The organism is Hyphomicrobium sp. (assembly GCF_035687085.1).
In the GTDB taxonomy this organism is placed as follows: domain Bacteria; phylum Pseudomonadota; class Alphaproteobacteria; order Rhizobiales; family Hyphomicrobiaceae; genus Hyphomicrobium_B.
In genome coordinates, this window is sequence record NZ_DASRYS010000013.1 from 341,888 (window position 1) to 367,454 (window position 25,567).

Annotated in this window: 28 protein-coding genes; 15 read left to right on the top strand and 13 right to left on the bottom strand. The window is 61.7% G+C overall.

The window, feature by feature from the left end; translation table 11 throughout:
* Positions 1–9: 9 nt before the first annotated feature.
* Together VFG26_RS12340 and VFG26_RS12345 are read left to right on the top strand one after the other, a co-directional pair.
* Positions 10–252: a DUF3297 family protein gene (locus VFG26_RS12340; RefSeq protein ID WP_325025688.1), complete on the top strand. Its 243-nt coding sequence runs from the start codon at positions 10–12 to the stop codon at positions 250–252.
* A gap of 32 nt (positions 253–284) precedes the next feature.
* The gene (locus VFG26_RS12345; RefSeq protein ID WP_325025690.1) at positions 285–761 is read left to right on the top strand and encodes a hypothetical protein; all 477 of its coding nucleotides are present in this window, start codon (positions 285–287) and stop codon (positions 759–761) included.
* A gap of 217 nt (positions 762–978) precedes the next feature.
* Here the strand turns inward: VFG26_RS12345 and VFG26_RS12350 are convergent, their stop codons facing one another.
* The 5 genes from VFG26_RS12350 to VFG26_RS12370 all read right to left on the bottom strand — a co-directional run bounded on the left by VFG26_RS12350 (position 979) and on the right by VFG26_RS12370 (position 5,880).
* A complete protein-coding gene (locus VFG26_RS12350; protein ID WP_325025691.1) occupies positions 979–2,487 on the bottom strand; it encodes a catalase in 1,509 nt (502 codons plus the stop codon).
* A 151-nt stretch (positions 2,488–2,638) separates the two neighbouring features.
* The gene (locus tag VFG26_RS12355) at positions 2,639–3,319 is read right to left on the bottom strand and encodes a class II aldolase/adducin family protein (protein ID WP_325025693.1); all 681 of its coding nucleotides are present in this window, start codon (positions 3,317–3,319) and stop codon (positions 2,639–2,641) included.
* Positions 3,316–4,416: an S-methyl-5-thioribose-1-phosphate isomerase gene (mtnA, locus tag VFG26_RS12360; protein ID WP_325025695.1), complete on the bottom strand. Its 1,101-nt coding sequence runs from the start codon at positions 4,414–4,416 to the stop codon at positions 3,316–3,318. Before mtnA ends, VFG26_RS12355 begins: the two co-directional genes overlap by 4 nt.
* Entirely contained in the window at positions 4,406–5,107 is a 702-nt protein-coding gene (locus VFG26_RS12365) for an alpha/beta hydrolase (protein WP_325025697.1), read from the bottom strand. Before VFG26_RS12365 ends, mtnA begins: the two co-directional genes overlap by 11 nt.
* 233 nt (positions 5,108–5,340) lie before the next feature.
* Complete coding sequence (locus VFG26_RS12370) at positions 5,341–5,880, bottom strand: adenine phosphoribosyltransferase (RefSeq protein ID WP_325025699.1); 540 nt, start codon at positions 5,878–5,880, stop codon at positions 5,341–5,343.
* Positions 5,881–6,008: 128 nt separating this feature from the next.
* Here VFG26_RS12370 and VFG26_RS12375 point away from each other — a divergent pair, with 128 nt between their 5' ends.
* Positions 6,009–6,449, top strand: a complete 441-nt coding sequence (locus VFG26_RS12375) for a hypothetical protein (RefSeq protein ID WP_325025701.1) — start codon at positions 6,009–6,011, stop codon at positions 6,447–6,449.
* A 7-nt stretch (positions 6,450–6,456) separates the two neighbouring features.
* Here VFG26_RS12375 and VFG26_RS12380 read toward each other — a convergent pair whose 3' ends face one another.
* From VFG26_RS12380 to petA, 4 genes are all read right to left on the bottom strand, one after another.
* Positions 6,457–7,329, bottom strand: a complete 873-nt coding sequence (locus tag VFG26_RS12380; RefSeq protein ID WP_325025703.1) for an S-methyl-5'-thioadenosine phosphorylase — start codon at positions 7,327–7,329, stop codon at positions 6,457–6,459.
* 99 nt (positions 7,330–7,428) lie between these two features.
* The gene (locus tag VFG26_RS12385) at positions 7,429–8,289 is read right to left on the bottom strand and encodes a cytochrome c1 (RefSeq protein ID WP_325025706.1); all 861 of its coding nucleotides are present in this window, start codon (positions 8,287–8,289) and stop codon (positions 7,429–7,431) included.
* A 14-nt stretch (positions 8,290–8,303) separates the two neighbouring features.
* Positions 8,304–9,635: a cytochrome b gene (locus tag VFG26_RS12390; RefSeq protein ID WP_325025708.1), complete on the bottom strand. Its 1,332-nt coding sequence runs from the start codon at positions 9,633–9,635 to the stop codon at positions 8,304–8,306.
* 14 nt (positions 9,636–9,649) lie between these two features.
* Positions 9,650–10,237, bottom strand: a complete 588-nt coding sequence (gene petA / locus VFG26_RS12395) for a ubiquinol-cytochrome c reductase iron-sulfur subunit (RefSeq protein ID WP_414653290.1) — start codon at positions 10,235–10,237, stop codon at positions 9,650–9,652.
* 223 nt (positions 10,238–10,460) lie between these two features.
* On the opposite strand from petA, the gene VFG26_RS12400 reads away from it, so the two are divergent.
* Positions 10,461–10,934, top strand: a complete 474-nt coding sequence (locus tag VFG26_RS12400) for a tRNA (cytidine(34)-2'-O)-methyltransferase (protein ID WP_325025711.1) — start codon at positions 10,461–10,463, stop codon at positions 10,932–10,934.
* Between the two features lie 33 nt (positions 10,935–10,967).
* Here the strand turns inward: VFG26_RS12400 and VFG26_RS12405 are convergent, their stop codons facing one another.
* Positions 10,968–12,845 (bottom strand): ABC transporter ATP-binding protein, encoded by a 1,878-nt coding sequence (locus VFG26_RS12405; protein ID WP_325025713.1) that lies wholly within the window; start codon positions 12,843–12,845, stop codon positions 10,968–10,970.
* A 144-nt stretch (positions 12,846–12,989) separates the two neighbouring features.
* On the opposite strand from VFG26_RS12405, the gene hemF reads away from it, so the two are divergent.
* From hemF to VFG26_RS12420, 3 genes are all read left to right on the top strand, one after another.
* Positions 12,990–13,898: an oxygen-dependent coproporphyrinogen oxidase gene (gene hemF / locus VFG26_RS12410; protein WP_325025715.1), complete on the top strand. Its 909-nt coding sequence runs from the start codon at positions 12,990–12,992 to the stop codon at positions 13,896–13,898.
* Positions 13,899–13,947: 49 nt separating this feature from the next.
* Positions 13,948–15,090 carry a DUF2235 domain-containing protein gene (locus tag VFG26_RS12415; RefSeq protein ID WP_325025716.1) on the top strand — a complete coding sequence of 381 codons (1,143 nt, stop codon included), beginning with the start codon at positions 13,948–13,950 and terminating at the stop codon, positions 15,088–15,090.
* 182 nt (positions 15,091–15,272) lie between these two features.
* A complete protein-coding gene (locus VFG26_RS12420; protein WP_325025718.1) occupies positions 15,273–16,343 on the top strand; it encodes an alkene reductase in 1,071 nt (356 codons plus the stop codon).
* A 35-nt stretch (positions 16,344–16,378) separates the two neighbouring features.
* Here the strand turns inward: VFG26_RS12420 and VFG26_RS12425 are convergent, their stop codons facing one another.
* Positions 16,379–17,554 carry a hypothetical protein gene (locus tag VFG26_RS12425; protein WP_325025720.1) on the bottom strand — a complete coding sequence of 392 codons (1,176 nt, stop codon included), beginning with the start codon at positions 17,552–17,554 and terminating at the stop codon, positions 16,379–16,381.
* A gap of 215 nt (positions 17,555–17,769) precedes the next feature.
* Between VFG26_RS12425 and VFG26_RS12430 the strand changes: the two genes are divergently transcribed.
* From VFG26_RS12430 to VFG26_RS12460, 7 genes are all read left to right on the top strand, one after another.
* Positions 17,770–18,402: a CoA pyrophosphatase gene (locus VFG26_RS12430; RefSeq protein ID WP_325026105.1), complete on the top strand. Its 633-nt coding sequence runs from the start codon at positions 17,770–17,772 to the stop codon at positions 18,400–18,402.
* On the top strand, positions 18,399–18,704 hold the full coding sequence (locus VFG26_RS12435; RefSeq protein WP_325025721.1) for a DUF6111 family protein: 306 nt from the start codon (positions 18,399–18,401) through the stop codon (positions 18,702–18,704). Before VFG26_RS12430 ends, VFG26_RS12435 begins: the two co-directional genes overlap by 4 nt.
* 3 nt (positions 18,705–18,707) lie before the next feature.
* Complete coding sequence (locus VFG26_RS12440) at positions 18,708–19,964, top strand: CCA tRNA nucleotidyltransferase (RefSeq protein ID WP_325025723.1); 1,257 nt, start codon at positions 18,708–18,710, stop codon at positions 19,962–19,964.
* 101 nt (positions 19,965–20,065) lie between these two features.
* Entirely contained in the window at positions 20,066–20,299 is a 234-nt protein-coding gene (locus tag VFG26_RS12445) for a hypothetical protein (RefSeq protein ID WP_325025725.1), read from the top strand.
* 284 nt (positions 20,300–20,583) lie between these two features.
* Complete coding sequence (locus VFG26_RS12450; protein ID WP_325025726.1) at positions 20,584–21,393, top strand: UDP-2,3-diacylglucosamine diphosphatase; 810 nt, start codon at positions 20,584–20,586, stop codon at positions 21,391–21,393.
* A gap of 97 nt (positions 21,394–21,490) precedes the next feature.
* Positions 21,491–22,735: a DUF3419 family protein gene (locus VFG26_RS12455; RefSeq protein WP_325025728.1), complete on the top strand. Its 1,245-nt coding sequence runs from the start codon at positions 21,491–21,493 to the stop codon at positions 22,733–22,735.
* A gap of 8 nt (positions 22,736–22,743) precedes the next feature.
* Positions 22,744–23,397, top strand: a complete 654-nt coding sequence (locus VFG26_RS12460) for a class I SAM-dependent methyltransferase (RefSeq protein WP_325025730.1) — start codon at positions 22,744–22,746, stop codon at positions 23,395–23,397.
* Between the two features lie 82 nt (positions 23,398–23,479).
* Here VFG26_RS12460 and VFG26_RS12465 read toward each other — a convergent pair whose 3' ends face one another.
* Together VFG26_RS12465 and VFG26_RS12470 are read right to left on the bottom strand one after the other, a co-directional pair.
* Positions 23,480–23,662: a hypothetical protein gene (locus VFG26_RS12465; RefSeq protein WP_325025732.1), complete on the bottom strand. Its 183-nt coding sequence runs from the start codon at positions 23,660–23,662 to the stop codon at positions 23,480–23,482.
* A 221-nt stretch (positions 23,663–23,883) separates the two neighbouring features.
* A complete protein-coding gene (locus tag VFG26_RS12470) occupies positions 23,884–24,612 on the bottom strand; it encodes a hypothetical protein (RefSeq protein ID WP_325025734.1) in 729 nt (242 codons plus the stop codon).
* A 424-nt stretch (positions 24,613–25,036) separates the two neighbouring features.
* Between VFG26_RS12470 and VFG26_RS12475 the strand changes: the two genes are divergently transcribed.
* Complete coding sequence (locus VFG26_RS12475) at positions 25,037–25,486, top strand: DUF7282 domain-containing protein (RefSeq protein ID WP_325025736.1); 450 nt, start codon at positions 25,037–25,039, stop codon at positions 25,484–25,486.
* Positions 25,487–25,567 lie beyond the last annotated feature (81 nt).

A 25,567-nucleotide genomic window follows, 5' to 3' on the forward strand; every position in this document is an offset into this window, starting at 1 on the left:
CAACAGCCAATGTCCATCGAGCTTCCCGACCGGCTCAGCAACGATCCGAAAAGCCCCTACTTCAACGAAGAAATCCTGAAGCGCGACATCGGCATCCGCTTCAACGGCGTCGAGAAGACGAACGTCGAGGAATATTGCGTCAGCGAAGGCTGGATCCGCGTCGCGGCCGGCAACGCGAAGAATCGTGCCGGCCGTCCGATGACGCTGAAACTCAAAGGCAAAGTCGAGCCGTACGTTCGCGCGGCCGAATAATCGCTTAGCCTTAGCTTGCTCGCCGCTTTCTGGTGGCGGCAGCTTTTCTTGCGGAAGCTTTCCGGGACGCGGTGGAACGCGACGCCGAAGCCTTGCGGGCAGCTGCCGAGCGCTTCGTCGAAGCCTTCCGGGCGGCTGTAGAACGCGTTGTGGACGTCTTCCGCGCAGCCGTCGAACGCGTAGCCGAAGTCTTCCGGGCAGCTGCACTGCGCGTCGTCGTCTTTTTGGCGCCTGCAGAACGCGTCGTGGTCGTCTTGCGAGCAGCCGTCGTCGTACGGCCGCCTGAACGCTTGCGGGCAGCTGCACCACGCGCAGCCGAAGTCTTGCGAGCACCCGTCGAACGCGACGCGGCGGCCCTGCCACCGATCTTGCCGCCACGGCGCGAGGATGCCGTTGACGTTTTGCGGCCCCGGCCCGAACCGCTCTTCTTGCCGCCGCCGGTTTCCTTGTTAACCGTGGCCCAGGCGCGCCTTTCAGCTTCGCCTTTTCCAACGCCACGATCCTCGTAGCCTTCTTCGATGTGTTCGGCCTGTCGTTTCTGTTTGGATGTGTAACTCGATTTGTCACCACGCGGCATATCCGCTCCTCCTCATTTACAATGAGCGCTGTCCAGGCAACGCCGCAACAGCAACAGAGTTGCAAGAACTTGTGGTCAGACAGACGAGATAACAAAAAAGGCCCTGCACGATGCAGGGCCTTTTTCATTTGTCGATAATGCAGAGTTGCTTACTCAGCGGCTTCCGCACCTTGCGGCATCTTCTGCTGCTGTGCGGTTTCAGAAGCCTTCGCACGCGTCATGCTCTCGAGAGCTGCACGAACGCCTGCCTCGTAATCCGGATGCACCTTCTTGAAGTGCGCGAGCTGACGCTCGGCAATGAAGTCCGGAATACCCCACATCGCTTCGGCGATGTTGTTGAAGAGGCGGGCCTTCTGGTCGTTCGTGAACAGGTTGAAGAGCGCCGTCACCTGCCGGTAGTCGTCGTTCTCGTCGCGGTGGTTATAGCGGTCCGCAGCGCCCGTGAGCGCCAGCGGCGGCTCTGCAGCCGACTTGTCTTCCACCGGGCCGTTGAACGAGTTCGGCTCGTAGTAAGCGTCCGTCACCCCGGTCTTCTGACCGAAGAAGTTCATCGGACCATCCTTGTGATAGTGATGAACCGGGCACTTCGGCGCGTTCACGGGCAGGTGCTCGTAGTGCGTGCCGAGGCGATAGCGGTGTGCGTCCGCATACGAGAAGATGCGGGCCTGCAGCATCTTGTCGGGCGAGAAACCGATGCCCGGCACGATGTTGGACGGCGAGAACGCAGCCTGCTCGATTTCCGCGAAGTAGTTTTCAGGATTGCGGTTCAGTTCGAGTATGCCAACGTCGATCGGCGGATAGTCGCCGTGCGGCCAAACCTTCGTGAGGTCGAAGGGATTGTACCAGTGCTTGCCGACATCGGCTTCCGGCATGATCTGGACCTGCATCTTCCAGCGCGGGAAGTCGCCCTTCTCGATGGCCGTGAACAGGTCTTCCTGGGTCGACTCGCGGGTGCGGCCGACGATCTCGGAAGCTTCCTTGTTCGTCCAGTGCCGGTGGCCCTGCTGCGTCTTGAAGTGGAACTTCACATAGAAGCGCTCATTCTTCGCGTTGATGAATGAGAACGTGTGCGAGCCGTAGCCGTTGATGTGGCGGATGTCGGTCGGCAGACCGCGGTCCGACATCAGGATCGTCACCTGATGCAGGCTTTCCGGCGACAGCGACCAGAAATCCCACATGGCCGTCGGCGAACGCATGTTCGTCTTCGGGTGGCGCTTCTGCGTGTGGATGAAATCCGGAAACTTGTAGGGATCGCGGACGAAGAACACCGGCGTGTTGTTGCCAACGAGATCCCAGTTGCCTTCGCTGGTGTAGAACTTGAGGGCAAAGCCGCGCACGTCGCGCTCGGCGTCGGCGGCGCCCTGTTCACCGGCAACCGTGGAGCAGCGGAGCAGAAGCTCGGTCTTGGCGCCCGGCTGCAACGCCGCAGCCTTCGTGTACTGGGAGATGTCGCCCGTGATCGTGAGCGTGCCGTAAGCGCCCCAGCCCTTCGCGTGAACCGTACGCTCGGGAATGCGCTCGCGGTTCTGATGCGCAAGCTTCTCAAGCAGCTGATAGTCCTGCATGAGCAGCGGGCCGCGGGGCCCAGCTGACAGCGAATTCTGGTTATCGGCGATAGGAGCGCCGGCTGTTGTCGTTAATTTCTTGGTGTCACTCATCGTGAGAAGTCCTTCCTGGAGGAAACCGCCACCGGCCTAGATCAGAAAAACTTTCGTCTCCAATCTTTTTTTCAGGAAAATCTTATAAGGCGAACTTATAGCCGTTCCAAAGTAAAAGATGACGCGCCTGCCTAAAAGATGGCGCGCCCGCCTATTTGTCCGTCGGGCCTGCTTCGGTGTTCTTGCCGTAACTCTTAAATTTTTCGGCGACTTGTAGCATTTCGGCGTCGCTAAGGATGTGCCCGGCGCCGGTGCATAGGACCTTATAATACTGCTCCGCCAAGGCTTCGACTTCAATCGCCAGTTCCAGCGCGTGCGCCAGCGAAGGCCCAATCGCGATCTGCCCGTGGTTCGCCATGAGGCAGGCATCGCGATCCTTCAGTCCGGCTGCAACATGGGCCGCAAGCTCTTCCGTCCCGAACGTCGCATAGGGCACGCACGGAATGTCTTTTCCGCCTGCGACAGCCACCATGTAGTGAAACGCCGGTATCGGTTTGTGCGCGCAGGCCAGCACGGTCGCATGCGTCGAATGTGTATGGACGACGGCATGCCGGTCTGGTCGTGCGTGATAGGCCGCGAGATGAAAGTGCCACTCGGTCGACGGCTTGCCCTGCCCTTTGGGAACGCTCCCATCGCCGGCCACGAAGACGATGTCGTCCGGCTTCGTCTCTTCGTAGCGCTTGCCCGAAGGCGTGATGAGCATCCCATCCTTGAAGCGGCACGAGACGTTGCCGGACCGACCGACGGTCAGCCCCGAGCGGCTCATCGACAAAGCCGCCTCGACGATCTCTTCGCGCAAGGCTTTTTCGCTGACTCGTTTCAACCCGCTCACGCCGCTGCGCTCGTCTTCTCTGGATAAAGCGACAGCAATCCCTCGCGCGACGCCGGGCAAACACCGCGTTCCGTGATGAAGCCCGTCACGAGCCGCGCTGGCGTCACGTCGAACGCCGGATTGCGCGCCCGCGTGCCCTCAGCTGCAATGAGCACCGAGCCGGAGTCGCCGTTCGCGAGCTTGCCCTGCACCCGCAGAACCTCGTCTTCGCCGCGCTCTTCGATGGGAATATCCCGGCCCTCCTCCGTCCGCCAATCGATGGTCGAATAGGGAAGCGCGACATAGAACGGAACGCCCGTATCCTTTGCGGCAAGCGCCTTGAGATACGTTCCGATTTTATTCGCCACATCGCCATCGGCCGTCACGCGATCCGTGCCCACGATGACGAGATCGACGTCACCCCGCTGCATGAAATGGCCGCCGGCGTTGTCCGCGATGAGGCTATGGGGAACGCCGTGCTGCAGAAGCTCGAACGCGGTCAGCGCCGCGCCCTGATTGCGCGGCCGCGTCTCATCCACCCAGACATGGACGGGAATACCGGCATCATGCGCATGATAGATCGGCGACGTAGCGGTTCCCCAATCGACACATGCGAGCCAGCCGGCGTTGCAATGTGTGAGGACGTTGACCGGCCGCCCACCTTTCTTCGCCGCGATCTCCTTAATCAGCTGCAGCCCGTTCACGCCGATGTTCCGGCAGGTCTCGACGTCGTCTTCGGCGAGCACGCCGGCGCGCGCATAGGCAGCCTCGGCCCGTGACCGGGGCGGCAACGGCGCAAGAACCGCGCGAAGCTCTTCCAGCGCCCAGCGCAGATTGACGGCAGTAGGCCGCTGCGCGCCGAGGAATTTGACCGCCTGCTCCAGGTTCGCATCGGAAGGATCGTTGCGCATCGCCAGCGCCATGCCATAGGCCGCGGTGACGCCGATCAGCGGCGCGCCGCGCACCTGCATCGACTTGATGGCATGCGCCGCCTCTTCGACCGTTGCGAGGCGCAATCGCACGAGCTTATGCGGCAACACCGTCTGGTCGATGATGCCAATCGACCATCCGTCCGGCTCAAGCCAGATCGTGCGCGAGGATACCCCATCAAGCTTCATAGTTTTCCTCCGCCGATGACTTCGAAAATTCGATGATCTCCGTGGCGGCGTCCGCCGCGCACGTCTGCAGTAGCATATGCGCCGCCGGGAAGGCGATCATCCGCGCCCGGCCCTTCTCGGCAATGGCTTTTTGCATCGGAGCCATCGGCACCAGCCAGTCGTAACGGCCATGAACGGCAAGCACCGGACACGTGAGCCGCATGAATTCCGGTTTCACGTCCACGCCCGCCACGGCACGAAGCCTTGCAATCCGAACCGGCCGCGACAGGTTTTCCACGATGTGATCGAGCTTTTTCTGCAGCTCCGGATCGCCATAGGCGCCCATGAGCACGGCATCGCGGATGTCCCGCGGCATCTCCAGTCTTGCTGACCGGCGTATGATCCAGCCCGGCCAAGGATTTTTCACGAACGTCGCGGCGAGCACGATGCCCAGTATCTGCTCGCCAAGCTGGGCCGCCAGCAGAACCGCAACCGGCCCGGAAAAGGATTCCCCCAGCACATAGACCGGCCGGTTGCCAATCGCATGACGGACGAGTTCCACATAGCCCGCATATCCGAGCGAGACATCGTCCGGGTATCGAACGACAGTGACCGCGAATTCGCGAGCCAGATGCGGAACGATGCGATCGAACAGCTCCCCTGTTCCATCCAGGCCCGGAAGCAGCACGATCTCGGGAGCATCATTCGCCATGCTCAATACGTAACCGGACCAGGTAACGGAATGTGAATGACGGCATCGAGCCCGCACTCAGCGCACTTCAGCGCATACCATTCCGAGTACGGCCGCGCGGAGCGGTCGATGATCTCCAGGCCGGGGGCTCCGCAAACAGGACATGGCTGAACGGCGGCCGGATCTCTGCGCCAAGCGGCGATCCGATCCATAGCCTCCGTCAGATGTTCCTGTGGCAGGTCCAAGGCAACCCCTTAGTGACCTCCGAACGCGACAAGCGCATGGTGCGGGATATTGAGCGCCGTGAGCTTGTCCATGCCGCCCAAATCGGGAAGGTCCACGATGAACGTCGCGCCGACCACGATACCACCCGAACGTTGCACGAGTTTTACCGCCGCCTCTGCGGTGCCGCCGGTGGCGATCAGATCATCGACGATGAGCACGCGCGAACCCTTTTCCACGGCGTCCTCGTGCATTTCGATCACGTCCACGCCGTACTCCAGCGTATACTCCTGACCGATGGTCTTCCACGGCAGCTTGCCCTTCTTCCGGATCGGAATGAAGCCGCATTGCAGGCGGTCGGCGATAGCGCCGCCGAGAATAAAACCGCGTGCCTCGATCCCGGCCACCGCATCAACCTTGCCGTCTTCGAAAGGCTTCGCCATCCCCTTGATGGCCTTTTTGAGCCCGATCGGATCGCCGAGCAGAGTGGTGATGTCCCGGAACATGATGCCCGGCTTCGGATAATCCGGAATCGTTCGAATGAGTTCTTCTAGGCCGTCGAGGTTCTTCACGTGGCTCACTCCCGTCAAATTGACGGCGCAAAATACCAATATCTTCTACGTGTAGGTAGTTTTAGAGCAACGCGCACGCACCGATCGTGCCGATGCATGCTCATGTGCCGCTTCTGAAGGACATCGCGATGGCAGCCCCAGGCCCTTCCGCAATGGCGAGCCCCGACTTCGAGCCGCTTTTGGAGGAGGACACGGAAGATCTGCCGAGAACCCTTCGACGCGAGAAGGAAGCCCGCGCCCGGCAAGCACGCGAACGCGCGATGCAAGAGCGGGCAGCAGCCCCCAGCTTGCCCTTAGGCTCAGCGGACCGGCGCCTGGACTCGCGGCTTGAAGCCTACGCTGCGAGCGACACCGGCGAGGACGAGGCCAAGCAGATTTCCGCCGGCGGTGTGGTGCGCCGCTTCGATGTGCCGTTCGTCCATCTTGTGAGCTTTTTCCTGAAAGCAGTCATCGCCGGCATTCCCGCGCTCATCCTGCTCGGCGCGATCCTGTGGGGCATGGGCGCCGTGTTGCAGGCGCTCTTCCCCGCGCTGATCAAGATGAAGATCCTGATCAGCTTCCCGAACTGAGCGCGGCTTAAAAGAGAACGCGGCCCGCCACGGCCTTGAGCTTCGAGACGAGATCCGGGTCGCGCGCCTCCGGCGGCGTGATGATCGCAACTTCGAGCGCACGATCCGAGCCGATCGGACACGCCGGATGCTCGCGCGGAAAATCCCTTGCCAAGCGAGCGACGAGCCGCTGCGCCTTCGCGGTATTCTCCTTCATCACTTCCAGGATCGAAGCGACATCGACGTCGGCGTGATCGTCGTGCCAGCAGTCGTAATCGGTCACCATCGCGACGCTCGCGTAGCAGATCTCAGCCTCGCGGGCGAGCTTCGCCTCGGGCATGTTGGTCATGCCAATGACATCGCAATCCCACGAGCGGTAGAGATTGCTCTCGGCGCGCGTTGAAAACTGCGGTCCTTCCATGGCGAGGTAAGTGCCGCCGCTATGAACGTCGATGTCCTCGTGCTTCGCCGCCTTTTCGAGCGCCTTGAACAGGAGCGGGCTGATGGGGTCGCCCATAGCGACGTGCGCGACGCAGCCGTTGCCGAAGAACGATTTCTCGCGCGCGAATGTGCGGTCGATGAACTGGTCGGGAAGCACGAAGTCGCCCGGCTTGTATTTCTTCTTGAGCGATCCGCAGGCCGAAACGGAAATGAGATCCGTCACGCCCGCCCGCTTCAGCGCGTCGATATTGGCGCGATAATTGATGCCGCCCGGCGTCAGCTTATGGCCGCGGCCATGCCGTGGCAGAAAGCGGATGGGCAGCCCGTCGATGTCGGCAAACAGCACCTCATCCGAAGGCGCACCCCAAGGGCTGTCGATCGTCTTCCATTCGGGATTGGCTAGACCCGGCAGATGATAAAAACCGCTGCCGCCGACAATGCCCAGAACCGTAGCCGCCATGCTCGAAGCCTCCCTCGCCCAACGCTCGCGACACTTAAAAGAAAAAAAGCCCCGCAAGCGAGGCTTTCTCAGTTTGCAAATCGTCACAAGCGTTCAGGATCAATGCTTGATGTTGGCCCAGATACGCTTTTTGCCCAGATAGAGCAGCAACGTCGTGACGATAAGAAAGAGCATGACCTGCCATCCCATCCGCTTGCGCTGATCGAGGTTGGGGTCGGCCGCCCATGACAAAAATGCGGCGACGTCTTTGGAATAGTTTTCGACCGTAGCCGGCGTGCCGTCCTGGTAGGTGACAGACCCCTCCGACAAGGGCGGCGGCATGCTGATCTGGTGGCCGGGGAAAGCAGTGTTGTAATACTGGCCCTCAGTCAATTTGAAGTCTGCCGGCGGCTCCGAGTACCCGGTCAGCAGCGCATGCAAATAGTCTGCGCCGCCTTCCGAATAGCCCTTCGCGATGTCGCCGAGCATGAGGAACGGATGCGCCCACCAGCTCGATTCGCGGTGCACATCGCGGGCTTTCGCCATCAGTGACAGGTCCGGCGGAAGCGCCCCGTTCTGAGCCGCCCGCGCTTCCTGGTCGTTGTGGTACGGCCCGCGGATCGGATCGGAGAGCAGCGGCGGCCGTTCGAACATCTTGCCTTCGTCGTTCGGCCCATCCGTGATCTGGTTGGGCCACGTGGCCGCCAGTTCCTTCACCGAGTCCTCCGGAAACTCCGGACCGCCCGGCTGCACGAGGTTGCGGAACGCCAGCCGCTTCAGACCATGGCAGGCCGAACAGACTTCCTTATAGACCTGGAAGCCACGCTGCAGCTGTGCCTTGTCGAACTGCCCCGTGAAGCCGGCGAACGGCCACGACTGCCGTTCGATGCTGACATGCCCCGCATCCTCGGCCGATACGCTGCCGGCCATGACAGCGGCCGCGGCGATCGACGCGCAAGCGAGAGAAAAACGTCTTTTCATGGTTCGCTCTCCCCTCAGCGCACTTCCGGAGCGGCAGTCGCTCCCGTTGGCAGACCCGATCCCGAGCCGCCCCCCTTGCCTTTGCTCAACACGTCTTCCGTAATCGAGCGCGGCAATCGCTTTGGCGTTTCGATGAGGCCGACGACCGGCATCACCACCAGGAAGAATACGAAGTAGTAGAGCGTGAAGATCTGCGCCGCGGTGACGTAGATGCCTTCAGCTGGCTTGGAGCCGAGGTAACCCAGCGCCACGCACGTGAAGACGAACGCCCAGAAGAACCACTTGAACATCGGCCGGTACTTCGCCGAGCGCACGCGTGAGGTGTCGAGCCACGGCGCGAACGCGATAATGACCACAGCACCAAACATCGCAACGACGCCGCAGAGCTTCGCATATTGCCCGAGCGGAATGCCGAGGAACGAACTCGTGAAGGCGCGCAGGATCGCGTAGAACGGCAGGAAGTACCATTCCGGCACGATGTGCGGCGGCGTCACCAGCGGGTTGGCTTCGATGTAGTTGTCCGCATGCCCAAGGTAATCCGGCACGAAGAACACGAACCACGCGAAGATGATCAGGAACGCGAAGATTCCGACGATGTCCTTGGCCGTCGCATAGGGATGCATCGGCACGGAGTCGGATGGTTCCTTGATATCGATGCCCGTCGGATTGTTCTGCCCCACGACATGCAGCGCCCAGATGTGCAGGCCGACGACGCCGACGAGCACGAAAGGCAGCAGGTAATGGAGCGCGAAGAAACGGTTGAGCGTCACGCCCGACACCGAATATCCGCCCCACAGCCATTCGACGATCGCGGTCCCTAAGCCGTTGTAGATCGTATCGAGCGCGGAGAAGAGGTTCGTGATGACGGTCACGCCCCAGAAGCTCATCTGTCCCCATGGCAGCGTGTAGCCCATGAAGGCGCTCGCCATCATCAACAGCATGATGATGACGCCGAGGATCCAAAGCACCTCGCGCGGCGCCTTGTAGGAGCCGTAGTACAGGCCGCGGAAGATGTGGACGAAGACGGCTAGGAAGAACATCGACGCGCCGACGGCGTGCATGTTCCGCAGCAACCACCCGTAGTTCACATCGCGCCGGATGTGTTCGATGGAGTTGAATGCGCCGGCGTCGCTCGGCTGATAGTGCATGGCGAGCACGACGCCTGTGAGGATCTGGGCCACAAGGCAGACGGTCAGGATCCCGCCCGTCGTCCAGAGATAGTTCAGGTTTCGCGGCGTCGGATAAACGACGAAGCTGTCGTTCATCAGACGGAAGATGGGCAACCGTTCATCGAACCATTTGCCCCAGCGCGATTTCGGCATGTAACTGGAAGTCGAGCCTCCCATGGTCGCTCTCCCCCTCAGCCGATTTTGATCTTGGTGTCGGACGTAAACGTGTAAGGCGGCACCTCGAGATTGCGCGGTGCCGGGCCTGAACGTATGCGCCCTGACGTGTCGTAAGCCGATCCGTGGCACGGGCAGAACCAGCCGCCGTAGGGGCCGCGTTGATCGCCCATGGACTGTCCCTTCGGAATGCAGCCCAGATGCGTGCAGATGCCGATGAGCACGATCCAGTTCTCATGGCCTTTGACGGTGCGGTTCGCGTCCGTCGCCGGCTGAACGCCGGTAAGGCCTTCGTTGCGCGCGTTGTCGTCTGGCAGTTTCGCCGGGTCGACGTCCTCGGCAGCCTGAACTTCCTCTTTCGTCCGGTTGCGAATGAAGATCGGTTTGCCGCGCCACATCGCGGTGATCGCCTGACCTTCCTTGACCGGCGACAGATCGATTTCCACCGACGAGAGCGCCTTCGTGCTCGCGTCGGGGTTCATCTGCTGAATGAAGGGCCATAGGAGTGACGCGGCGCCGACGGCGACGAACGCGTTTCCAGCAACCACCAAGAAGTCGCGGCGGTCTGGTTCTAGTGCTTCAGGAGTCACGAATGCCTCTCGCATTGGGAACACCAGAGACGTTGTGATGGCTTTTTGGTCACGCGGAGAAACCCACGCCCCAATGCCGTTTTTGTTATCTCTGGTTTGTTCGTTTCTCTTCCCTGCGCATGGTTCTGACAGCCTTTGCTCCGGCTATCAACGATCACCGCGACAAAAGGCGAGAGGCAATTTGGCGCACAGTTTTTGCTGGACATGAAAGACGGCGTTACCGCAGGTCCCGACGGCCATGCGACTCGCCCTTTACCAGCCCGACATCGCGCAGAATACGGGCACGATCCTGCGCCTCTGCGCCTGCTTCGGCGTGCCCGTAGACATCATCGGACCGGCCGGATTCGACATCAGCGATCGCGCCCTGAAGCGCGCTGCGATGGACTACTTGCCCTTCGCGGACGTCGTGCGCCACGCGGGCTTCGATTCCTTCATGGAAAGGCGAACACAGGCTGCCGCGCCTGGGCCCGGGCGCCTCGTGCTGCTCACAACGAAGGCGGCCACGACCCACTGCGACTTCCGCTTTGCACCCGACGATACCCTGATGGTCGGCCGCGAAAGCGCCGGCGTACCCGACAGAGTTCACGACATCGTCGACGCGCGGATCACAATCCCGATGCGGCCCGGATTGCGGTCGCTGAACGTCGCGGTCGCAGCCGCCATCGTGCTCGGCGAAGCGCTTCGCCAGACGAACGGCTACCCGAGCAACTAAACTCGCAGTTCCATATCGCTGGCGAGGCGGCCTTTACTCAGCCGCCTCGCGAGCCAGGAACCCGCCGGACTGGCGGGACCAGAGTTGCGCATAAAGCCCACCGCGCTTCAGCAGCTCGGCATGCGACCCCTCTTCTACGATCCGGCCCTCTTCCATGACGACGAGACGGTCCATCGCCGCGATGGTCGAAAGACGATGCGCGATCGCGATCACCGTCTTGCCGCGCATGAGCCTCTCGAAGCTCGCCTGGATCTCGGACTCGACTTCGGAATCGAGCGCGCTCGTCGCCTCGTCGAGAATGAGGATCGGCGCATTTTTCAGCAAAACGCGCGCAATCGCGATGCGCTGGCGCTGCCCGCCGGAAAGCTTCACGCCCCGCTCGCCGACATGCGCATCATACCCGCGACGCCCCTTCATATCCTCGAGCCCGAGGATGAAGTCGTGCGCCTCGGCCTGCTTCGCCGCAGCAATCATTTCTTCTTCGGTCGCGTCCAGGCGGCCGTAGAGAATGTTGTCGCGAACCGAGCGATGCAGCAGCGACGTATCCTGTGTCACCATTCCGATCTCGGCGCGCAGGCTGTCCTGCGTGACGCGCGAGATATCCTGCCCGTCGATGAGGATGCGCCCGCCTTCGAGATCGTAGAACCGCAGGAGCACGTTGACGAGCGTCGACTTGCCCGCACCGGAACGGCCGACGAGCCCCACCTTCTCGCCCGGCCGAACCGTCAGCGACAAAGATTCGATGACCCGCGGCGGCGTGTCCTCGGAAGCCGCGCGGCCCGCACCATAATGGAAGTGGATGTGATCGAACCGGATCTCGCCCTTCGGCACCACGAGCGGCTTGGCATCGGGCGCGTCGAGAAGAAGGTTCGGACGCGAGATCGTCTCCATGCCCTCGTGCACGACGCCGATGTTCTCGAACACGTCCGAGATCGTCCACATGACCCAGCCTGACATCGTCACGATGCGAATGACGAGGCCGCTGACGACGGCGATGTCGCCGACCGAGACATACTGCAAGGTCCACAGCCAGATCGCCATGCCGGTCGTCGCAACAAGAAGGACGCCGTTGAGCAGGTAGAGAACGATCTCCATGCCCGTGATGAGCCGCAGCGAAGCCTGCCACTTACTGACCTGCTCTGTCAGCGCATCGCGCGCGTAGGCGTCCTCGCGCTCGGCGTGCGCGAAGAGTTTAACGGTCATGATGTTCGTGTAGCTGTCGACGATGCGGCCGATCAGCATCGAACGCGCCTCGGAAGATTCCGTCGAACGCTGCTTGATGCGCGGCACGAAATAGCGAAGCGTCACAATATAGGCGACGAGCCAGACGAGAAGCGGCATCGTCAGCCGCCAATCGGAGGCCGCGAAAAGCAGCGCCGAACCGACGAACTGCACGCTCGCGTACCAAAGCGCATCGATGAGCTGCACCACGCTTTCGCGCAGCGATGTTCCCGTCTGCATGATCTTGTTGGCGACGCGGCCAGCAAAATCGTTTTGGAAAAAGCCGAGGCTCTGCCGCAGAACGTAGCGGTGCGTCTGCCAGCGAATACGCGCGGTGCAGCCGGCCGCAATGATCTGGTTCTTGATGAAGTCGTGCCCGACCGAGACGACCGGCCTTAAGATGAGCGCCACGAACGCCATCAACGTCAGCATCAAGGCATGGTTCGAGACGAATTGCGCCGGATCGGTCTCCGCGCGCATTTTATCGACGATCGTGCCGACAAAGCCCATCAACGCCACTTCGATCGTCGAGCCCAGGCAGCCCGCGATGAGCAGCAGCAAGAAATAGGGCCAGAGCGGCTTGATAAAATGCCAATAGAATGCCCAAAGCTGGTCGGGCGGCCGCACAATGGCGCGGTCGTCGAACGGCTTGATGCGGGTTTCCCCCCACGTCATGAGGCGGCTAAGCATGATTGTTATCGCAAGCAAAAAAGCGGCGCATGATCGCAGGCCGGGAGTCCCGACGGGCGACGGCGACCGGATATTGAAAGTGGGTGCCTGATAGGGCTAAGGGTCTTTTCCGTCAAAAACAAGACACGGGATACCCCCTTCTAGATGAACGCTCCCGATACGACCCTAGGGCAAAAGAAAGCAACCGCGCGCGCCTGGTTCGAAAAGCTGCGCGACGATATTTGCTTGGCCTTCGAGAAACTCGAAGCTTCGCTTCCTGAAACGGCGCCGCATGGCAATGATGCGCCCGCGACGTTTACGCAAAAGCCCTGGTCGCGCACCGATCACACCGGCGCGGACGGTGGCGGCGGCGTCATGAGCATGATGCATGGCCGCGTATTCGAAAAAGTCGGCGTGCACACATCGACCGTCCACGGCGAATTCGCGCCTGAGTTCCGCAAGCAAATTCCCGGCGCCGAAGAAAGCCCCGAATTCTGGGCCTCCGGCATTTCGCTGATCGCGCACCCGCGCAACCCCAACGTGCCGGCGGTTCATATGAACACCCGCATGATCACCACGTCCAAGTGGTGGTTCGGCGGCGGCGCCGACCTCACGCCCGTTCTCGAAAAGCGCCGCACACAGTCGGATGCCGATACGCTGGCCTTCCATGCCGCGATGTACGGCGCGTGCGCGGCCCACCCGATCGCCGATTATCCGAAGTTCAAGAAATGGTGTGACGACTATTTCTTCCTGCCGCATCGGAACGAAATGCGCGGCATCGGCGGCATTTTCTATGATTACCTGACGCCCACCGAGGCCGAGGGCGGCTGGGACGAAGCCTTCGCCTTCTCGCAAGATGTCGGACGCGCGTTCGCCAGCGTCTACCCCATGCTCGTGCGCGGCAACTACACGATGCCTTACACGGACGAGCAGCGCGAGGAACAATTGATCCGCCGCGGCCGCTACGTCGAATATAACCTTCTCTACGATCGCGGCACGATGTTCGGACTGAAGACGGGCGGCAACGTCGAGAGCATTCTCTCCTCGATGCCCCCCGTGGTGAAATGGCCCTAATGGCTTGCATGCCTCGCTAGCGCGTTAGAGGCCTTCGGGGGAAGGCACAATGAAACGCCTCGTCTGCTCCATGGATGGCACGTGGAACGACGATATCAGCGCGTTGCCATCGACGAACGTGGCCAAGCTTACGCGCGCCGTTCTCCCCGCCGACACACACGGCGTCAAACAACTCGTTCGCTACGTCGCCGGCATTCCCGCCTCGCAGGAAGGATCGATGTCCTTCAAGGAGGCCGCCGGCGCCGTGATGGGCGAACGCATCAAGGCGGCTTACCGGTTCCTCAGCAACACCTATGAGCCGGGCGACGAAGTCTATCTCTTCGGCTTTGCGCGCGGCGCTTACGAAGCGCGCAGCCTCGCAAGCTTCATCGCGCTCTTCGGCGTCGCGCGAAGAGATGCTGACTTTGACCTTGATGAGGCTTGGCGGCTCTATGTGAAGCCGGACCGCAAGCGCGATTTCAACGCCGTCGCCGAATTGAGCGGCGCCTGTCATTATCCGGTTCGCATCCGCTGCATCGGCCTGTGGGACACGGTCGAATACGCGAGAACGCCACGCTGGCCATGGACAGTGTTCCGCCGCAAGCGAAGCCATCACGACATCCGCTGTCAGGACATCGTCGATCTCGCGCTCCATGCCCTCGCGATCGACGAGACGCGCGGAGCATTGCGTCCCATCATGTTCACGCTTCCCCACGACGTCGCGATGCCGGCACACTGCCACGTCGAACAAGCGTGGTTTCCCGGAACACACGCTGACATCGGCGGCATCTGGTCGGAGACCGGCCTCTCCGACATCGCAGTGCTCTGGATGGCTGAAAAAATCCAAGCGGCCACGGGCCTCGCGCTCGATATGGAACAATTGCGACGGCAGTCACGCGCGGATCCGCTCGGCATGCAACACGCGCCCGGCAGCGGCTGGCGCGATCGCCTCAGCCGTCGCCTTCCCTATCTGCGCCTCGTTCAGCAGAATACAGGCAGCGTTCCACGCGGGCGCCGCCGCCTTCTCGGATACCTGCGAACGAGCAAGCTCCCCGGCGGCCATGTCTCTCAGAACGAGAAGATTGACGAGAGCGCCTTTGCCCGGTTCGGGCAGACGATCCGCGAAGCCTGCGGCAATCGTGTCGAAGAACGCACCTACCGGCCATTGGCCCTGGCCGCAGTCTTACGAGACCGTGACACAAACGAACCCTGATGAGTTTTGCAGCAGCGGCAGTGGTATGGCAGCCGCGTCAATAACGCAGTGCCTTTTGGCTTGCGTCGCGGCCGCGCGGCTACCAGCTTTGCGAAACCTGCAACGACCTGCTCATACCGGCGTTACACCCGTAACAGTCGCCTGTATCCGCAGCTTCCCGCCGTCAATTCCAGGAAGAGACAATGGCATCACTTTTCGATCCGCTTCAGGCTGGCGCGTTCCGGCTTAAAAATCGTGTTGTACTTGCGCCGCTCACCCGCTGCCGCGCAAGCGAGGGCCGCGTGCCCAACGATCTCATGCGCGAATACTATGTGCAGCGCGCATCCGCCGGACTGATGCTGTCCGAGGCGACGTCAGTTACGCCGATGGGCGTCGGCTATCCCGACACGCCAGGTATCTGGTCCGATGAGCAGGTCGAAGGCTGGAAGCGCATCACGGACGCCGTTCACGCTGCGGGCGGCACCATCCTCTTGCAGCTCTGGCACGTCGGCCGCATCTCCGATCCCATCTACCTGAACGGCGAACTCCCGGTCGCGCCGAGCGCCATCGCCGCCCAGGGCCACGTGAGCCTCGTGCGTCCGAAGCGCGACTTCGTCGTGCCGCGCGCTCTCGAACTCGACGAGATTCCCGGCGTCATCGCCGACTACCGCCGCGGCGCTGAGAACGCCAAGCGCGCCGGCTTCGACGGCGTCGAAGTCCACGGCGCCAACGGCTACCTGCTCGACCAGTTCCTGCAGGATTCAACGAACAAACGCACGGACGCCTATGGCGGCCCGATCGAGAACCGCGCACGCCTCATGCTCGAAGTCGTCGATGCCTGCATCGAGGTCTGGGGTGCCGACCGCGTCGGTCTGCATCTCGCACCGCGCGCCGACTCCCACTCGATGGGCGACAGCGATCGCCTCGGCACCTTCAGCTACGTCGCTCGCGAAGTGGGCAAGCGCAAGATCGCCTTCATCTGCTCGCGCGAATACCAAGCCGACGACTGGATTGGTCCCGAACTCAAGAAGGCGTTCGGCGGCGTCTACATCGCCAACGAGAAGTTCACGAAAGAATCGGCCGAGGCGGTCATCAGCTCCGGCGCCGTCGATGCGGTTGCATTCGGCAAGGAGTTCATCGCCAATCCGGATCTGCCCGAGCGCTTCAAGCTCAATGCGCCACTGAACAAACAGGACCCGGCGACTTTCTACGGCGGCGGCGCCAAAGGCTACACCGACTACCCCGTGCTTTCAGAGGCAGAGGCGCAGGCCTGAGAAGCGATCCCATCACACAAACACAGGCGCCGGGCTCAACGCTCGGCGCCTTGCACGGCAATACTGTCGAAGGCCGCCGCGAACTCCACCGACCCCGGCTTGTTGATGGCAAACGTCATTCGCCGGTCGAGTTCGGCCTGCAGTTGTGCCCCCGTCAGCCCGATCACCATTTTATTGACGTAGTAAGCGCGCCGCGAAAAGAAGTTCGTCGTCGGCGCGTTCGATCCGGGCGCGACCATCATCTCGAGCCCCGTCACGGGACCAGCCAAATTCATGAGCTCTAACTCGGCACCCGAAAGGGCATAGCGGCCGTTCTTTGCTGCAACGTCCTGCAGCGTCTTGAGCTTCATCGCCTGTAGCATCGGACCGATGTCGCCATCGATGTTGAGCGCGTGAATACCCATGCCTTCGCGCGTCTTCGCGTACGCCTGCTGCACTGTCCATTCGAACGGCTGATGCTTGACGTTGGCGTACATCTTCTTCAGCACCGCGAGCTTGTGCTTCAACAGCGCCGTGCGTTCCGGCGTGTTGCGCGGGTCGCGCAATTTCTGCGTGATGCGCGAAATGAAAATCGGCCCGCTGCGCGCAAGTTCGTTGACCGAATTGGCATCAAGCAACTGCGCATAGCCGAGCGCGCTCGAAATGGCCTTGCCGTTCTTGTTGGTCGGATGAATGCCCGACTGCATGTCGTAGGTGCCGACGCCGCCGGTCTCGAGCGCATAAACGCGAACGACCTGCTCCTTCGAAAGACCAAGCGCGACCGCCTCGCGGGCATAGCGAACCTTGAACTCTTTCTCCGATACCCGCTCCGGCACGAAGTTGTAGACGCTTTTCGCGGCCGCGAGATAATCCGGCACCGTTGCAAGCTCCTTCGGCTGTGTCGGATCGCTTTGCCGTTGGGCCGCAAGGAAGCGGTCGTACTTCGCAGCGAGATCCGCCGATAGCGAAGGCCCGGTATATTTCGGCGGGAAGCTCATCACATAATCGCTGGCGGCGAAGGGAACTTTCTGCGACCGCTTTCGCTTGCGCTCTGCTCGCTTCTGGTCCACCGCAGCCCAGTATTGGTCGAGTTGCGCTTGATAGGCTCGCCGCGCAGCCTTCCACGCCTGGAACTGGTCCGCCTCGCTGTAGGACAGAGAGCCAAGAAAATCAGCCGTCGAAAGCGCGTGCGCTTTTGTCGAGGGAATGAAAAACAGCAAAGCCAGCGCCACGAAAAAAGCGCTTAAGCTGCGAAATCGTGATGTCGTTTGAAAAAAGGCCACCCTGCCTCACCTGCCTGTCATCAAGTTTGCCCACGAGACGCAGCTTGCTATCACCACTAGAAGGTACCGTGATTCCGTTCGAGATCGGCCATCCGGGTCGTCTCATCGTCAACGTCCTGTAACGCCGAGCAATGATCCGGATTTCCGCCTCTATTATGACTAATATGAACATTCCGGAATTCGACGCCCGAACATTCGAGAAATTAGCGCGATCTCGGCTGCTGGCTACCCCACCTCTGCTTGACGGCCCCATTACCTCCGGTGACCACGATCTCAATCCCGGAAGCGAGCCTGCGAACGCGGTCCTTCGTCATGCCGCCGTCCTGGTGCCGGTGGTCGCCAACACACCGTTGACCGTGCTTCTCACCACGCGGACGGACCATTTGCCTTCGCACGCAGGCCAAATCGCCTTCCCCGGCGGCAAGGTCGAGGCGCACGACAGCGGCCCGCTCGCTGCTGCAATGCGGGAGGCCCATGAAGAAATCGCCCTGGATAAAAGCTTCATCGAGCCCGTCGGTTTCCTCCCGGCATATCGCACGGGCACGGGCTACATCATTTCACCCTGCGTGGCCCTCGTCCGTCCCGGCTTCACACTGAAGCCCGATCCTTCGGAAGTCGCCGCCGTCTTCGAGGTGCCTTTCGCTTTCTTAATGAACGAAGCCAATCATCAGATACACAGCCGCACGTTCGCCGGCGCCGAGCGTCATTTTTATGCGATGCCTTACGGAGAACGCTATATTTGGGGAGCGACGGCGGGCATCATTCGCGCGCTCTATCGGAGACTGTTCAGCACATGACACGGATCGTTATCGAGAACATCTTCTTCTTCATGTTGCCGACGCTCGTCTACGTCATGTGGATCGCGTTCAAGGAAGACGAATGGGCGGGCTTGCCCACGATCGTCAACCGCGCGCCGCTGTTCCGCCTGTTCTTTGCCGGCGCCGCGTTGATGCTTGTCACCCTCGTCGCGTTCTCCTCTCACTCGAATAACGATCCGCACGACGTCTACGTGCCGGCGTCGCTTGAGGACGGAAAGCTCGAGCCGCCCCGCAGTATCCATGTTCCCGAAAAGCCTGAGCAGCAACCGGCCAAGCCCTGACCCATGACAGACGCCGCAATCAAATGGCCGCGCGTGAACGCTCGGTGGCTGCGCACCGCAGCGATCGGGAAAGTGTTCGCCGCCCTTGCAAAAGGCGGCGCGACGACGCGCGTCGTAGGCGGCGCCGTCCGCAACGCACTGATGGATCGCCCTGTCAAAGAGGTCGACATCGCAACGACCGCGCGACCCGCAGAAACGATGCGGCTCGCAAAAGCCGCTGGCCTTGGCGCCTATCCCACGGGCATCGACCACGGCACCATAACGGTCGTGGCCGACGGCCATCCCTACGAGATAACGACGCTCCGGCGCGACGTGGAAACCGATGGCCGTCATGCGGTCGTGGCTTTCACCGACGACTGGAAGCAGGACGCCTCGCGCCGCGATTTCACGATCAACGCGCTCTACTGCGATCTCGAAGGCAACGTCTACGATCCGGTGGGCGGCCTCGAAGACTTGCGCAAGCGCCGTGTCCGCTTCATCGGCGACGCCAAGGAAAGGATCCGCGAGGATTACCTGCGTATCCTCCGTTTCTTCCGTTTCAGCGCCCAATATGGCAACGGCCAGATCGATCCCACAGGCCTCGCTGCCGCGGAAGAGATGAAGGAAGGCATGAGCCTTCTCTCCGCCGAACGCGTCCGCGCTGAGATGTTGAAACTTCTGGCAGCGCCCGGCGCGCCGGAGGTTCTGGCAGTCATGTACAAAGCCGGCATCTTGCAACTCGTGGTCCGTACGCGCCTCGAGCCCGATCGCTTCGAGCGGTTTGCAGCAATCGAAGCAGCACTTGGCGAAGCCCCCGATCCGGTCACGCGCTTGGCCGCACTCGCCGTCATTCATCCGGGCGACGACAGGTTTCTGGCAGCGCAGCTCAAACTATCCAATGCCGAGGCCTCGCGCATTGGCGCCGTCTTCGCGAGCGAGCCCGGAATTGATCCGCATACGCCTGAAACAACAGGCCGCGCCGCGCTCTACAAGCTCGGCCCGGAAAATTTCAAGCGCGCCGTTCTGCTCGCCTGGGCGCGCTCGGATGCGTCTCCCAATGATCCGGTCTGGCGCGCCAGAGCGCTGCTGCCCGACCGCTGGAAAGCCCCCAAAATGCCGGTTTCCGGCAGCGACGTGATTGCGCTTGGCTTTGCGCCGGGACCCGCCATTGGCGGAATTCTCCAGGCCTTTGAAAAATGGTGGGTTGGGAACAATTTCCCTTCCGATGCCGAACAACAACGCACTGTGCTGAAAGAACTGGCTAACAAGGCACTTGCATAGCTAAGCATCAAATTTCACTTCACCTCGACTTGTGCTCAAGCTAAGCTCTCTGAACAGTGGGGATTAAGCCGTGTAATGTAATGCGTTGAGGAAATGCCCTGATGGAAACTATCCGTCGCGAGCGCGAGCGTTCGCTCAGGTTCGTTCAAGTTGTCTTCGGCTCACTAGCACTTCTCAGCCTTATCGCCGCCCTGGCAGTCGCAACTCGCGGAGTCGACCTGGGCCTTCCTGAAACATCGACATATCCGATTGCGCTGGCGTTTCTTCTCGTCGGCGCCATCGACACGGCACTTCTATTTGCCTGGGAACGGATTTCCCAGCGCTCCGAACTCTGAAAGAGAGCGCCAGCCGGCCCGGGAATGCGCGTGGACGTCCGGGGGGACGGGGCACTTCGCGCACCGGGCCGGCCGTTGGCGCTAAAGCACATCCAAGGCGCTCCCCGAAGCGACTGAATTCATCCACAGTGCGCTCGAAATCCTGCTGGCGCCGCACATTTACCATCAGCGTTCGAAGCTGCCGCAGGCGATCGTCACACGCCTGTAACATGAATCCCGTCCTACGTTTTCCCATGAAAAGCTTAGCTGCTTTCGTGAAAAGCGTACCGACTGGGGGGCCGACATTGAGCGCACCGAACCCGGATCACCTGGAATATCGCGCCGTCTTCATTTCCGACATCCACCTAGGCACGCGCAATTCGCAAGCCACAGCCCTCCTCGACTTTCTGAAACACGTCGAATGCCGGGACCTCTACCTGGTGGGCGATATCGTCGATTTCTGGAAGGTGCGGCGCGGCCCGCATTGGCCGCAAAGCCATAACGACGTCCTGCAAAAGCTGCTGCGCAAATCGCGCAAGGGCACGCGCGTGATCTTCATCCCTGGCAATCACGACGACGGCCTGCGCGATTACGCCGGAATGAACTTCGGCGGCGTCGAACTTCGCCGCGATGCCGTGCACGAAGGCGCCAACGGCAAACGCTACCTCATTCTCCACGGCGACGAATTCGACGTCGTCGTCCGCTACGCCCGCTGGCTGGCATTCCTCGGCGATCGCTCGTACGAAGCCGCACTCGCGCTCAACGTGCCGCTCAACTTCTTGCGCCGCATGTTTGGCCTCGGCCACTGGTCACTCTCCGCGTTCCTGAAGCAGAAAGTAAAAAGCGCCGTCAATTACATCGGCGAATTCGAGGACGCATTGGCCGAGGAAGCCCGCCGCCGCGACGCGCAGGGCCTCATCTGCGGCCACATCCATTACGCCAACGAACGCATCATCGGCGGCATCCACTATCTGAACTGCGGCGACTGGGTCGAAAGCTGCACGGCCATCGGCGAGCGCTTTGACGGCCGCTTTGAAATCATTCGCTGGAAGGAACGCCTCGCCACCCGCGGCGCTGAAGCCTCTCAGCGCCACCACTTGATCGAAGCGGCATAGCTTCAGGCCGGGCAGCCGGCTCGCGACACGGGCTTCGTTTCAGGCGGCCGGCTCCCGGAACGGGAGTCGCCTGAAACAATATCAAAGGAGACCTTCCTTGAACGTCACTGCCAAAGTCTTTGAACCGGCAAACGTCGATCTGCTGAGTGAGGCGGTTCACCAGAACAGCGCGCTCAGCCCCGCAGGCATTCTGGAACGCACCTTCACGTTCGCGTTCCGCTCGATGGTCTACCCGCAAATCTGGGAGGATCCGCGCGCCGATCTCGAAGCACTGGAGCTGACGCCGCAAAGCCGCATGATCACGATTGCCTCCGGCGGCTGCAACGTCATGAGCTACCTCACCGCCAACCCAGCGCGCATCTACGCCATCGATCTCAATGAAACGCACATCGCACTTTTGAAACTGAAACTCGCGGCCGCGCAGCACCTGCCGAACTACGCGACGTTCTTCCGCTTCTTCGGCGTCGCTAACGATCGCCGCAACGTCCATCTCTATAATGATCTCGTCGCCCCGCACCTCGATGTGGCAACGCGCAGCTATTGGGAAGGCCGCGATCTGACGGGCCGCCGCCGCATCACGCGCTTTGCCCGCAACTTCTATCGCTACGGCCTGCTCGGACGCTTCATCGCCACCGGGCATCTCGCGGCGCGCATCTTCGGCGCCAATCCTCAACGCATCCTCGAAGCTCGCACCATTGAAGAACAGCGCGAAATATTCGACCGCGACGTGGCACCCGCGTTCGATCATCCGGTCCTGCGCTGGATCACGTCAAACCCGGCATCGCTCTTCGGCCTCGGCATCCCGCCGGCCCAATACGACGCGTTGTCGAACGGGCGCACGCGCGCGATGGCCGACGTTTTGAAAGAGCGCGCCCGCCGCTTGGCGACGGGCTTCGATCTGAAAGACAACTATTTCGCCTGGCAGGCCTTCGGCCGGCGATACGCCCCCCAGGGCGAAGGCTCCTGCCCGCCCTATCTCGAAAAAGCAAACTTCATGGCCGTCAGAGCCCGCGCCAGCCGAGTGAACGTCATCCACGACAACATGATCCGCTTCCTGTCGAACGAACCGGCCGACAGCCTCGACCGCTACGTGCTGCTCGACGCGCAGGACTGGATGGACGACGCCACGCTCAATGCCCTCTGGCGTGAGATCACGCGCACGGCGCGCGCCGGCGCGCGCGTCATCTTCCGGACCGCGGGCGAGGAAAGCATCCTCCCCGGACGGGTCTCCCCCGCCATCCTCAATCAATGGGCCTACGACGCCGAAGAATCAGCCGAGATCCACGCCAAGGATCGCTCGGCGATCTACGGCGGCTTCCACCTCTACGTCAAAACCGCATGAGCGTGACGATGACCGGCACCGCCGCGAGCGCGATGGACGGCATGTACCGCCATCAGCGCTACATCTACGACGTGACGCGCCGCTACTATCTCCTCGGCCGCGACCAACTCATCGATGACCTTGATCCGCCGGTCGCTGGCACCGTTCTCGAGATCGGCTGCGGAACGGCGCGCAATCTTCTGCGGGCAGCCCACCTTTATCCAGCTGCGCAATTCTACGGCATCGACGTCTCAGCAGAAATGCTGAAGACCGCGCGCGCCGCGATAGGGCGTAGCCCCGCCCGCGATGACATTGTAATCGCGCAAGCCGACGCCACGGCATTCTCGGCGGCTGAACTCTTCGGCGTCAATAAGTTCGACCGCATTTTCATCTCCTACGCGCTGTCGATGATTCCCCCGTGGGAAGCGGTGATCGACCGGGCGCTCTTGCAGCTTGGCCCGCGCGGCGAACTCCACATCGTCGATTTCGGCACGATGGTGCGAATGCCTGGGCCAGCCCGAAGCGCCATGCGCGCGTGGCTTGCCCGCTTCAGCGTCACGCCTCGGCTCGAGCTGGAAAACGTCATTCGCGAAATGGCCGAACGCCACGGCCGCACGCACGCCTTCAGCCAAAGCCGCTTCGGCTATTCGGCATCAGCGCGCATCGGGCCAAAGCTCGCTTGAGTAAGGCGCGCGGCTCAAGGGGCATACGCGATTGGCTGCCGGCTCGCGGAACGCGTGTCGCCAATCGCAATCCAATGGCGCCTCAGCTCGCGATCGGACCGCGCAATTCTCTCAGCGCCGCCTCAATGCGCCGCCAATCCTCAGCCAACCCCTTATCTCCGCACTGAGCGTACCGGCGCACCATCTCCGCCGCCTCCGCGAGTGCCTTGGGCCCCTCGGACGCATAGAGCTGACGGGCATAATTATTGATTTCGACCGCGTTCATGGTTGAGCCTCCCAGGCTTTCTATCCGGTCAATCTCGATCCACGGCTTCAGTTCGTTGCCTGCTCTCCAATCCCCGAATTCAGCACGCCCTGCCGAGTTCCACCTGAACGCATCGCGCACCACCATGTGACCTCCGCACAAAAGCCCCGGCTGTCCCGGCCGGGGCTCCCGTCGCACGCGTGTGGCCGGACGATCCGTTTAAAACGACCCTGTGAACGACCCTATGAGAGAGTTTGGCTCGCCGGAGCAGGCTCCGCCGGGGCTGCCCCATTCGCAACGATCGCCGCCGCGAGCGGCACATCCTCCGACGGCGTCTCAGCCGGAGCCTCTGGCGCCTCCGCAGGAGCCTCCGGCGCGTCGGCCGCTTCCGGAGCCGTCGCCTCGGCAGCAGTTGATTCAGCCTCGACCTCCGCAGCCGCAGCTTCCGGAGCTGCGGCCTCTTCCGCCGAAGCTTCAGCCGGAGCCGCCTCGGCCGCCGCTTCCTCGGCCGGAGCTTCAGCCGCAGGCGCTTCAGCAGGTGCTTCTGCCGGAGCCTCCGCTGCCGCTTCCGGCTCTGGAGTTGCCTCTACCGCTGGCGCCTCCTCCGCAGCTGCCTCGGCTGGCGCCTCGGCGGCCGCTTCAGTGGTCGCCTCGGCTACAACCTCCGGAGCGGCCTCAGGAGCGGCTTCCACCGGAGCCTCCTCAGCAGGAGCCTCGGCAGCTGAACTCGCCTCAGCGGCCTCTGCAGGGGCTTCAGCGGGTGCCTCGGCCGCAACCTCCGGAGCTGCCTCCACTGCCGGCTCGGCGGCGGCAGATTCGCTCTGAGGAGCGGACGCCTCACCTTCATCTCCCGAAAGCTCGCCGATGACCCTTTCGACGGCTTTCATTGCTTTGAAGTCCGGCGACGCTTCAATGCGCGCTCGAACGTCGTCGTGTAAGCTCTTGAGCTTGGACAGAATATCGTCCGACATTTATTCTTCCCTTTGTACTTGTTGTTTAGAGAATAAGCATCCCCTTCGCCTGCGCATGACTGTTCATGCGGACGCTCAACTTCGAATTTTGCAGTAATGCGCAAGAAGAAATGTACAGGAATTCTGCGTTTCACCAACAGGTGCGACAGACTGTGCACAGCTATAAATTGCAGGAATGGTGTTCGGGCTTGGCGCTAGCGAATTCGCGACACGGGACAGCCACCCAACGGCACCTAGGCCGCCTGCCCACACGAGGCGCCAGCAAAGCCGTTCACGAATTGCAGTGCCGAAATCACGTCCTCGCTGATGAGAACGTTATCGGCCGTGATCAGACCGGACCCGCTGAAATTTTCGGACGGCTACCCATATCGCAGGCGCGCTTCCAAGAGCGCTTTAACAACCATTGAAAACCTTGGAGACGTCTATGACTTATGCAGCTGATCCCAAACGCGTCCTCTCGGCCGCCCTTGCCGCGATGTTTGCCGTCGCAGCCAGCCCAGCCTTCGCGATGACCGATCAGCCGGCGAGCCAGGATGCAGCCGCCGACTTTCCTGCTTCGCTCATCGCCTTCGACCAAAAGCCCAAGGGCAAATCGGTCGCCATCAGCTACGTTCGTTTGCCGCAAAACGGGTATGTCGCGATCTTCGCCGACGAGAACGGCAAGCGCTCGGACAAGGTCCTTGGCTTCACCGCGCTCGACAAGGGCAACCACAACAACGTGACGGTCGACGTCGGAGCCGATCTGAAACCGGGCTCGGCGATGTGGGCGACCCTTTATAAGGATGTCGACGGCGACAAGGCGCTCGACACGAAGAAGGACGTTGCCTTCTGGCCGGAGGGCGAGCCTCTCGAAAACCGCTTCAAGGTTGAATGACCGGTAGAACCGGCCCCATGAAAAAAGCCGCCGCGGATCTCTCCGCGGCGGCAATTTTTTGGTCGAGCCGATTGCGCCGGG

Excerpts from the sequence above, each read along its gene's own strand:
- VFG26_RS12340 (WP_325025688.1), top strand. The coding sequence starts at position 10 with ATGTCCATCGAGCTTCCCGACCGGCTCAGCAACGATCCGAAAAGCCCC.
- VFG26_RS12350 (WP_325025691.1), bottom strand. The coding sequence starts at position 2,487 with ATGAGTGACACCAAGAAATTAACGACAACAGCCGGCGCTCCTATCGCC.
- mtnA (WP_325025695.1), bottom strand. The coding sequence starts at position 4,416 with ATGAAGCTTGATGGGGTATCCTCGCGCACGATCTGGCTTGAGCCGGAC.
- VFG26_RS12365 (WP_325025697.1), bottom strand. The coding sequence starts at position 5,107 with ATGGCGAATGATGCTCCCGAGATCGTGCTGCTTCCGGGCCTGGATGGA.
- VFG26_RS12375 (WP_325025701.1), top strand. The coding sequence starts at position 6,009 with ATGGCAGCCCCAGGCCCTTCCGCAATGGCGAGCCCCGACTTCGAGCCG.
- VFG26_RS12380 (WP_325025703.1), bottom strand. The coding sequence starts at position 7,329 with ATGGCGGCTACGGTTCTGGGCATTGTCGGCGGCAGCGGTTTTTATCAT.
- VFG26_RS12385 (WP_325025706.1), bottom strand. The coding sequence starts at position 8,289 with ATGAAAAGACGTTTTTCTCTCGCTTGCGCGTCGATCGCCGCGGCCGCT.
- VFG26_RS12390 (WP_325025708.1), bottom strand. The coding sequence starts at position 9,635 with ATGGGAGGCTCGACTTCCAGTTACATGCCGAAATCGCGCTGGGGCAAA.
- petA (WP_414653290.1), bottom strand. The coding sequence starts at position 10,237 with ATGCGAGAGGCATTCGTGACTCCTGAAGCACTAGAACCAGACCGCCGC.
- VFG26_RS12400 (WP_325025711.1), top strand. The coding sequence starts at position 10,461 with ATGCGACTCGCCCTTTACCAGCCCGACATCGCGCAGAATACGGGCACG.
- VFG26_RS12405 (WP_325025713.1), bottom strand. The coding sequence starts at position 12,845 with ATGCTTAGCCGCCTCATGACGTGGGGGGAAACCCGCATCAAGCCGTTC.
- hemF (WP_325025715.1), top strand. The coding sequence starts at position 12,990 with ATGAACGCTCCCGATACGACCCTAGGGCAAAAGAAAGCAACCGCGCGC.
- VFG26_RS12415 (WP_325025716.1), top strand. The coding sequence starts at position 13,948 with ATGAAACGCCTCGTCTGCTCCATGGATGGCACGTGGAACGACGATATC.
- VFG26_RS12420 (WP_325025718.1), top strand. The coding sequence starts at position 15,273 with ATGGCATCACTTTTCGATCCGCTTCAGGCTGGCGCGTTCCGGCTTAAA.
- VFG26_RS12430 (WP_325026105.1), top strand. The coding sequence starts at position 17,770 with ATGAACATTCCGGAATTCGACGCCCGAACATTCGAGAAATTAGCGCGA.
- VFG26_RS12435 (WP_325025721.1), top strand. The coding sequence starts at position 18,399 with ATGACACGGATCGTTATCGAGAACATCTTCTTCTTCATGTTGCCGACG.
- VFG26_RS12440 (WP_325025723.1), top strand. The coding sequence starts at position 18,708 with ATGACAGACGCCGCAATCAAATGGCCGCGCGTGAACGCTCGGTGGCTG.
- VFG26_RS12445 (WP_325025725.1), top strand. The coding sequence starts at position 20,066 with ATGGAAACTATCCGTCGCGAGCGCGAGCGTTCGCTCAGGTTCGTTCAA.
- VFG26_RS12460 (WP_325025730.1), top strand. The coding sequence starts at position 22,744 with ATGACCGGCACCGCCGCGAGCGCGATGGACGGCATGTACCGCCATCAG.
- VFG26_RS12465 (WP_325025732.1), bottom strand. The coding sequence starts at position 23,662 with ATGAACGCGGTCGAAATCAATAATTATGCCCGTCAGCTCTATGCGTCC.
- VFG26_RS12470 (WP_325025734.1), bottom strand. The coding sequence starts at position 24,612 with ATGTCGGACGATATTCTGTCCAAGCTCAAGAGCTTACACGACGACGTT.
- VFG26_RS12475 (WP_325025736.1), top strand. The coding sequence starts at position 25,037 with ATGACTTATGCAGCTGATCCCAAACGCGTCCTCTCGGCCGCCCTTGCC.